The 7,344-nt window shown below is 65.7% G+C and carries 10 protein-coding genes; all 10 read left to right on the top strand.

The annotated features are described in order from the left end of the window. The coding region (locus C8J43_RS22245) for a hypothetical protein (RefSeq protein WP_207893485.1) at positions 1 to 241 on the top strand (241 nt) is incomplete at its 5' end. A 3-nt stretch (positions 242 to 244) separates the two neighbouring features. Next, complete coding sequence (locus C8J43_RS21585) at positions 245 to 559, top strand: head-tail connector protein (protein ID WP_133032618.1); 315 nt, start codon at positions 245 to 247, stop codon at positions 557 to 559. After that, a complete protein-coding gene (locus C8J43_RS21580) occupies positions 556 to 906 on the top strand; it encodes a head-tail adaptor protein (RefSeq protein WP_133032617.1) in 351 nt (116 codons plus the stop codon). Before C8J43_RS21585 ends, C8J43_RS21580 begins: the two co-directional genes overlap by 4 nt. After that, entirely contained in the window at positions 906 to 1,436 is a 531-nt protein-coding gene (locus tag C8J43_RS21575) for an HK97 gp10 family phage protein (RefSeq protein ID WP_133032616.1), read from the top strand. Before C8J43_RS21580 ends, C8J43_RS21575 begins: the two co-directional genes overlap by 1 nt. Further along, entirely contained in the window at positions 1,433 to 1,834 is a 402-nt protein-coding gene (locus tag C8J43_RS21570) for a hypothetical protein (protein WP_133032615.1), read from the top strand. The genes C8J43_RS21575 and C8J43_RS21570 overlap by 4 nt, the downstream gene beginning before the upstream one ends. A 17-nt stretch (positions 1,835 to 1,851) precedes the next feature. Next, positions 1,852 to 2,052, top strand: a complete 201-nt coding sequence (locus C8J43_RS21565; protein WP_133032614.1) for a hypothetical protein — start codon at positions 1,852 to 1,854, stop codon at positions 2,050 to 2,052. 73 nt (positions 2,053 to 2,125) lie between these two features. Further along, positions 2,126 to 2,578 (top strand): hypothetical protein, encoded by a 453-nt coding sequence (locus C8J43_RS21560; RefSeq protein ID WP_133032613.1) that lies wholly within the window; start codon positions 2,126 to 2,128, stop codon positions 2,576 to 2,578. 111 nt (positions 2,579 to 2,689) lie between these two features. Next, positions 2,690 to 3,130, top strand: a complete 441-nt coding sequence (locus C8J43_RS21555; RefSeq protein WP_133032612.1) for a hypothetical protein — start codon at positions 2,690 to 2,692, stop codon at positions 3,128 to 3,130. 17 nt (positions 3,131 to 3,147) lie between these two features. Then, on the top strand, positions 3,148 to 3,561 hold the full coding sequence (locus C8J43_RS21550) for a hypothetical protein (protein WP_243645735.1): 414 nt from the start codon (positions 3,148 to 3,150) through the stop codon (positions 3,559 to 3,561). Between the two features lie 25 nt (positions 3,562 to 3,586). Beyond that, a partial coding sequence (locus C8J43_RS21545) for a phage tail length tape measure family protein (RefSeq protein WP_165899732.1) occupies positions 3,587 to 7,344 on the top strand: 3,758 nt, incomplete at its 3' end.

Here is a 7,344-nt window from a genome sequence, read left to right as displayed (position 1 = left end):
ACCCGCCTGCGGCCTGATCGCCGTCCATCACAACCAACCTCACCTCGGGCGGCTTCGGCCGCCCGAGGTGCATCTGGAGACCAGCATGACCGTCATCTTCAACCACGCCCACTCCGTCGGCGCCCACTACAACAAGGACGACGTCGCCAAGTTCGACACGGACGTCGAGAAGGATCTCGTCGATCGTAAGATCGCCAATAAGCACACCCCGGCGAAGGCCGGCGAAAAGACGGCCGCCTAAGCGATGGTCGACGTAGCGGCGATCGATAGCGGCGTGCTGACGATCGCCGCTGCGCGTGCCTTCCTGCGCGTCAGCGTCAGCGCCGACGCGCAGGTCCTGGACCTGATCCCGGCAGCGCAGGGACGGATCGAGAGCTTCCTCGGCCGCGAGCTGGTCGGCGCGGCGGGTTGGTCGACGGTCGATCAGGTGCCCGCCATGGTGGTGCACTGCGTGAAGCTCGCGCTGTCGGATTTCTTCGTGAACCGTGAAGCGCCGCAGCTCACCGACGACCAGCTCCGCCCGATGATCGGCCGCTACATGGCGCAGTCGGTCGGATGATCGTCGTTCGTCCCGGCGAACTTGAGGACCTGGTGCGCCTCGAGCGCAAGGTGCCCAGCACGACCTTCGGCAGCGCCGGCGCCGACGAATGGGAGCTGGTCGAGGAGATCTGGGTCGGCATCCAGGACAAGCTGCCCAGCCGAGGCGAGCAGCTCGAGGGCGGTTTCACCACCAGCACGCGACCGGCGCGGGTCCGCATGTACTGGCGTGACGATATCGATCCGAGCATGCGGCTCGTGCTCGGCGATCGGATCATGCAGATCGTTGCGGGGCCGGCCGAGCTTGGCCGACGCGGCGGTACCGAGCTGATGGTCGAGGATTACAATCCCCGCGCGGCCCGTAGCTGATGGCCACCAGCCGCGGCGGTGCAGGTGTCCGGCACTTCATGGAGCGTTTGCCCGGCGAACTGGAAAAGAAGGTCCTGCGCGGCGCGGCACGCGCCGGCGGCAAGATCATCTTGGCCGAGGCGAAAGAGCGATCGATCTCTTCCGACGTCGACGACGCGCTCGTCATGCGCAGCAAGGCAGAAGCTGGCCGGATCACCGTCAAGATCACGGTGCGAAAGGGCTGGGGGCGGGCGATCGCCAACTGGCTGGAATACGGCACCGACGCCCATTTCATCTCGATCGCGAAAGATGAGCGCGGCGGGAAAAGCGTTTCCCGGATCAACGCGATCGACAAGCGCACGATGATTATCGGCGGCAAGTTCGTCGGCGAAACCGTCTGGCACCCCGGCGCCAAGCCCCATCCGTTCCTGCGGCCGTCGCTCGATATCAAGGGCGCCGAGGCGATCGCCGCGGCGCAGAGCTACATCAACGCGCATGTCACCCCGTCGGGGATCGTCGCCAGCGCCGAACCGGAAAGCGATGACGCATGACCGGTGTCGATATCATTGGCGAGCTGCTGCTCGATCACGCGCCGCTGATCGAATTGATCGCGGCCGAAAGCATCCAGTCCGGAGCGCTGCCTGAGCAGGTCGTGCTGCCGGCGTTGCTCGTGCGCCTGGTCAGCAATGTCGAGCGGCAGATGCTGAAACGGAGCGGGACCGTCCGCACGATCGATCGCGTCTCCGTCACCGTGCGTGCCGATAAATATGCTGACCAGGGCGAGGCCATACGCCTCGCCGTCAAGGCCTGTGCGGGCCGGACCGGCAGCTACGCCGGCGCGACCAATGTTTCGGTGCTCACCGCCGGCCGCGGTCCCGATGCGCGCGGCCCCGGCAACAGCTTCGAACAGGCTCAGGATTTCCGCGTCAGTTTCGACGCCCCCGCTTGACCACCAAGGAGACCACCATGTCCGATACCGAGACCAAGACCGTGAAGGCGACCGTGAAGCGCGACTTCACCGACGCCGGCAGCGAGAAGCGCTTCACCGCTGGCACGACCATCGAAGTCACCGCCGGCGAACTCGAGAATTACAGCGCGGCCGGCCTGGTCGAGGCTGTCGCCGACGATACCGGCGAGCCCGCCAAGACCGGCCGCACCCGCAGCTAACCCCCGTCGCTCGCGTCCGCGCGAGCGACCTTCTGCCGGCCGAGCCGGCTCGCCTCACGAAAGGTAGAGAATTATGACGTCCCAGACTGCGGCGGGCTCGACGCTCGCCATCAGCGTTGCTTCCCCGGCGACCAACGATGCCACCGGTTTCGCCGCGCTCACGATGACCGAGATCGGCAACGTCGAGAAGATCGGCACGATCGGCACGACGTTCGCAAAGGTCGAATTCCAGCCGCTGAAGGGGGGCAAGCAGAAGTATAAGGGTTCGCCCGATTACGGTGCTTTGCAGCCGTCGGTGGCGCTCGACAGTGCCGATGCGGGCCAGAACATCCTGCAGACGTCCGGGGACGACGAGAGCCAGAAGCTCTACTCGTTCAAGGTCACCTATCAGGACGGCTCGAAGCGGTACTTCCAGGGCCGCACCTTCGGCATGCCGGAGACGGTCGATGGCGCCGACAGCATGCTGATGGCCGCGCCGACGATCGAGATCTGCACCAAGCCGGTGAAGGTCAACGCAGCAGCCTAACCCCTTTCCCCTCCCGGCGCCCGCGACGCCGGCTCCCTTTGCACCAGCTCGCCTCGCTATCGCGGGTGCGGGGCGGGTTGGTGCGCCATCCTCCCGCGAAGGATCAATCCCATGAAGTTCAATATCGCACTGCTCGCCGTCGCCTCCACCGCCGCCCTGCATCTGAAGAACCCGGCCGGCGAATTGCTGTTCGCCGATGCCGAGCGCACGCTGCCTGTCCGCATCCACCTGCATGGCCCGGGCTCGAAGGCATTCGGCGTCGTCGAGTCCCGTCAGTCCGCCCGCACGCTGAAGCGCATGCAGGACAATGACGGCAAGATCACCGCTGCGACGCCCGAGGAACGCCTTGCCGAAACCGCCGAGGATCTCGCCGCCCTCACGGCGTCGTTCGAGAATTTCGAATATCAGCCCGAAGGCGCGGCCGAGCCGGTCACCGGTGAGGATCTGGCCCGCATCGTCTATTCCAACCAGGGTCTCGGCTTCATCACCCGGCAGGTGGCGAAGTACGTCGGTGACTGGGGAAACTTCAGCGCCGCGTCGAAAGCGGCCTGACCCTATACATCCGGCAGATGGCCTGGCTTCACGCCAGGCCAAAGCCGGATGCCCGTAGTCGACGCGGGAAAGAAGAGCCGGTCGGACCAGTGCTGAGCCGGTTGGAAGATCTGAAGCGGAAGAAGATCGATCCGCCCACGCCGCCAAATCCGGCGCCTCATCTCATCGGTCACCTGATCGAGATGGGCCTGACCGAAGCGGCGGGGATGGGTTCGGTACCGCTCAGCTGGCGAGAGATCGCCGCATGGCAGGAAAATACCTGCGTCCGGCTCGAGCCCTGGGAGGCTCGGCTGATCCGCGATCTGTCCAAAGCGTACCTCGCCGAAGGCCATTGTGCCGAAAGCGAGAACTGCCCGCCGCCATGGCGGGCGCCTGTGACCCAGCGCGAGCTGGATATCGAAGAAGCCCAACTGCGCGCGCTGCTGGGCTAGTGACCGGGGAGGATGATTTATGTCCATGGACGATTCCTCCCCGGCACTCGAAGTCGGCTTCATCATCGATACTGCCGGATCCTTCGGCGAGCTTCTGCAGCTGCAGGCCGCAATGGACTCGACCGAGGCCAAGGTACTGGCCGATGCGACGAAGATCGAGCGCGCCACGCGCGGTATGGTCGACGTCTCGGGTGGCACGTCGAACATCGTCGCATTCGGCAACGCTGCGTCGCGCGAACTTCATACGGCCCGTATGGCTATGGCGAACGTCGAGAAAGCCGGCGAGCGCATGGTCGCTCAGCTCGAGCGGCAAAACAGCACGTTCGGCAAGACGCGCGAAGAGATCCGCGCGATGAACGCCGAGTTCAGAGCAACCGCCGCTGAACAGAAGGGCCTGACTGAACTTGCGCAGCGGATCCGCGCGGAAGAGGCGGCGCTGTTCGATAAAGAATTCGCGGCCGCGCGACGTGCCACGCAAGCGGCGGAAGCGGCGGCCGAGGCAAAGTTCGACGCCGCAAATAAGGCTGCTCGCGCTGCCGAGATGGAAGCGCAGGCGATCCGCGAGGCCGACCACGCGTATCAGCTGTTCGAGTCTCACCGGCGCCAGGGCCTGGCGGCGTGGAAAGAGGTCGAAGCGGCGCAGGCACGCGCTGCGGCCGAGGCGGCGGTCAACGCCCAACTCCTCGAGCAATCTCGCCTGCAAGCGGCGCTAGATCGTACCAGCGGAGCTGATCGGCCGCGTGCGACCGACGCCGGCGCGTCATTCAGCGCCCTGTCGGCCAAGTTCGCCGAGGACGAGGCACGCGCTGCCCGCACCGCTGCGGCCGAGGTCAAGCAGCTCGCCAATGAGCATGAGCGCCTCGCTGCCATGGTCCGTGGTTCGCACGATGCGCAGGTTGCCGACGCGGCCGCGGCCGAGCAGCTGCGCCTGGCGACGGATCCGCTCTACGCCGCGACCAAGCGGCTCAACGCCGAGATCGCCGAGTCGACGCGTCTGTATCATTCCGGCGCGACGGCGCCCGCTGAATACGCCCGCCAGCAGGACGTCCTGTCTGGACGGCTTCGACAGGTCGGGCAGGCGCACGACGAGATGGGCGGAGCCATGCGTAAGAGCGGCGGTGCGCTGAAGAACATCGCCGTCCAGCTGCCGGACATCACGCAAGGGTTGCTCACCGGCCAGAAGCCTATGCAGGTTCTCATTCAGCAGGGCGCGCAGATCTTCCAGGTCGCGCAGATGGCTGAGGGCGGTTTGAAGGGCTTCGCTGCCGAAGTCGGCGGGCTCGCGGTCGCGTTCCTGCCTGCGATCGCCGTTGCGTCCGTCGCCGGCGTTGCGCTGTATCGCTGGAAACAGCAGATCGATGACGATGCCGGCATGAAGAAATTCGCCGACGGTCTCGGGCTGACGCACAAGGAAATGAAGAAGCTCGGCGACGTATCGGTGACCACTGGCGACATGGTCGCCGGCGTGTGGAAGACGATCTCGGACGGCATGAACGCTGGTGGCTCGGGCAAGTCGATCATGGATTACCTGTTCTCGCCGAACGACGCGCAGCAGGTCCAGGGCTTCCTCGCATCGATCTACGGCACGTTCACCGGCACCTATGCGGCGATCGTCGAGCTGTGGAGCAGCATCTCGACGTCTGTCTCGGCCTATGTGTCGGCCGCGGCCGCGGCCGTCGCGCAGTTCTTCGCGCCCGTTGTCGCCGCGGCACAGTGGGCCGGCAACTGGATATCGGAGATCTTCTCGTCGATCTACAACCGCGTTTCTGGCTGGCTGAAGTCGATCGGCAGCGCGATCAGCGACTATGCCGGTCCGATCCTGAAGGCGATGGGGCAGAGCGATACCGCAACCGCGGTGACCAACGCCGGTAGCAATCTCGGCAAGGCGTTCGGCAAGGGATACGCCCAGGGCGCGGGTCAGGTGATCAACGGCACGAACGCATTTGTCTCGAAGGCGGCCGAGAACATCATCGACAAGGCGCACGAGCGGCTGACGAAGAAGGCGAACGAGATCAAGGCGGACCGGACGCCGAAGAAGACGCCGGTCGATCGTCACGCTGAATCGCTCGTGCGCGATGCCGAGGCAGTCGAGGCGCAGATCCGCAACCTGTACGCCCTGGCGAAAGCCTATGGCGTTTCGGATGCCGCGGCGCTGATCGCCGAGGCGCGCGTGAAAGCCGAGAGCAAGGCGATCAAGCAGCAGGCCGATATCGAAGCCTCTGTCGATCGTCAGGTTCGCCTCGCAATCGCGCAGCGCGTATCGGACGCCGCCAAGTCGACCGCCGGCGCGCGCAACCAGGCCGCGGCGCAGATGATCGTCAACGCGCAGGTCGCGGCCGGCCTCGTGCCCGCCGAGCGCGCGGCGGACCTGGTCAAGGATCAGATCTCGGATCTGCCGCTGCTCGCCGCGATCGAGGCCGCGCGCACGCGTGGCCTGACGACCGAGGCGGCGCGCGCGACGCAGGCGCTGGCCGATCAGCGCGCTGCGCGTGACGCGCTCACCGTGTCGGAGCGCGCAGCGCAGTTCAATTCGGAGACGGCAACCGGCAACGATCGGCTCGCCGAGCTGCGCGAAGAGCAGCGCCTGATAGGCGCGACCGATATGGAACGCGTCCGCGCGCTCGCCACGCTGAAGGCGATGCAGGAGGCGCAAAAGTTCAATCCGGCCGATCGCGACGCCTATGTGAAGCAGCAGGTCGAGATCGCGGTCGGTCAGCAGGCACTGACCGAGCAGCAGGACGCCTACAACGCCTCGCTGACGGCCACCGCCGATCTGTTCGATACGATCGATCAGAGCGCGCAGCGCGCAGCGCAGGGCATGTCGGAGGCATTCGGCAGCGTTGGCACGGCGATCGGCGATACGCTCACCGTGATGACCGGCTATTATGCCGACCAGGCCAAGCTCCAGGAAGCGCACGCCGCGGCCATCCGCGATGCGCATGGCGACCAGAAACGCATCGATCGCGAGAACGAAATGTTCGCGATCCGCTCGTCGTCGGCGCAGATCGGCGCTTTCGGCGACATGGCATCTGCCGCCAAGGGGTTCTTCAAGAAGGGCTCGGACGGCTACAAGGCGATGGCCACCGCCGAAAAGGCATTCCGCCTGGTCCAGTTCGCGCTGTCGGTCCGCGCGATCGCGCAGGATGCGATCGAGACCGGCACCAAGATCGCCAACAGCGTGGCGCGTATCGCGGTCGGTGCGACCGAGGCGGTCGTCAATGCGATCAAGAGCCTGCCGTTCCCGCTCAACCTGGCGGCCGGCGCCGCGACCGTCGCCGCGCTGGCGTCGATCGGCGTCTCGATCGCGGGATCCTTCGGCGGGGGCGGCAAGAACACGCTGGCACCGACCAACAGCGGCACCGGTACCGTGCTCGGCGATTCGTCGGCGAAGAGCGACAGCATCAAGAACGCGATCGATGCGCTGAAGGAGGTCGACACCGTGACCAACACCTTCGCCCGCGAAATGGCGGCTTCGCTGAAGTCGATCGACAGTCAGATCGGTGGCGTCGCCAGCCTGGTCGCACGCGCCGGCAACATCGACGCGTCGACCGGCGTGAACGAGGGCTTCAAGGCGAACGCCATCGGTTCGGTGCTGAGCAAGATCCCTGTGATCGGTGGGATACTCGGCGGGCTGTTCGGCTCCAAGACCAGCGTCATCGGTACCGGCCTGTCGAGCGGTCCGCAGTCAGTCGGCAACATCCTGGGCAACGGCTTCGATGCTTCGTACTATTCGGATATCCAGAAGAAGAAGAAGCTCTTCGGCCTCACGACCAGCACGAAATA

It is taken from the genome of Sphingomonas sp. PP-CE-1G-424 (genome assembly GCF_004341085.1).
Taxonomy (GTDB): Bacteria; Pseudomonadota; Alphaproteobacteria; order Sphingomonadales; family Sphingomonadaceae; genus Sphingomonas.
This window is presented reverse-complemented; position numbering and strand designations above follow the sequence as displayed.

What these genes read in the sequence shown, in the direction of transcription:
- C8J43_RS21555 (WP_133032612.1), top strand. Translation starts at nt 2,690, where the DNA reads ATGAAGTTCAATATCGCACTGCTCGCCGTCGCCTCCACCGCCGCCCTG.
- C8J43_RS21575 (WP_133032616.1), top strand. Translation starts at nt 906, where the DNA reads ATGGCCACCAGCCGCGGCGGTGCAGGTGTCCGGCACTTCATGGAGCGT.
- C8J43_RS21565 (WP_133032614.1), top strand. Translation starts at nt 1,852, where the DNA reads ATGTCCGATACCGAGACCAAGACCGTGAAGGCGACCGTGAAGCGCGAC.
- C8J43_RS21560 (WP_133032613.1), top strand. Translation starts at nt 2,126, where the DNA reads ATGACGTCCCAGACTGCGGCGGGCTCGACGCTCGCCATCAGCGTTGCT.
- C8J43_RS21585 (WP_133032618.1), top strand. Translation starts at nt 245, where the DNA reads ATGGTCGACGTAGCGGCGATCGATAGCGGCGTGCTGACGATCGCCGCT.
- C8J43_RS21550 (WP_243645735.1), top strand. Translation starts at nt 3,148, where the DNA reads ATGGCCTGGCTTCACGCCAGGCCAAAGCCGGATGCCCGTAGTCGACGC.
- C8J43_RS21570 (WP_133032615.1), top strand. Translation starts at nt 1,433, where the DNA reads ATGACCGGTGTCGATATCATTGGCGAGCTGCTGCTCGATCACGCGCCG.
- C8J43_RS21580 (WP_133032617.1), top strand. Translation starts at nt 556, where the DNA reads ATGATCGTCGTTCGTCCCGGCGAACTTGAGGACCTGGTGCGCCTCGAG.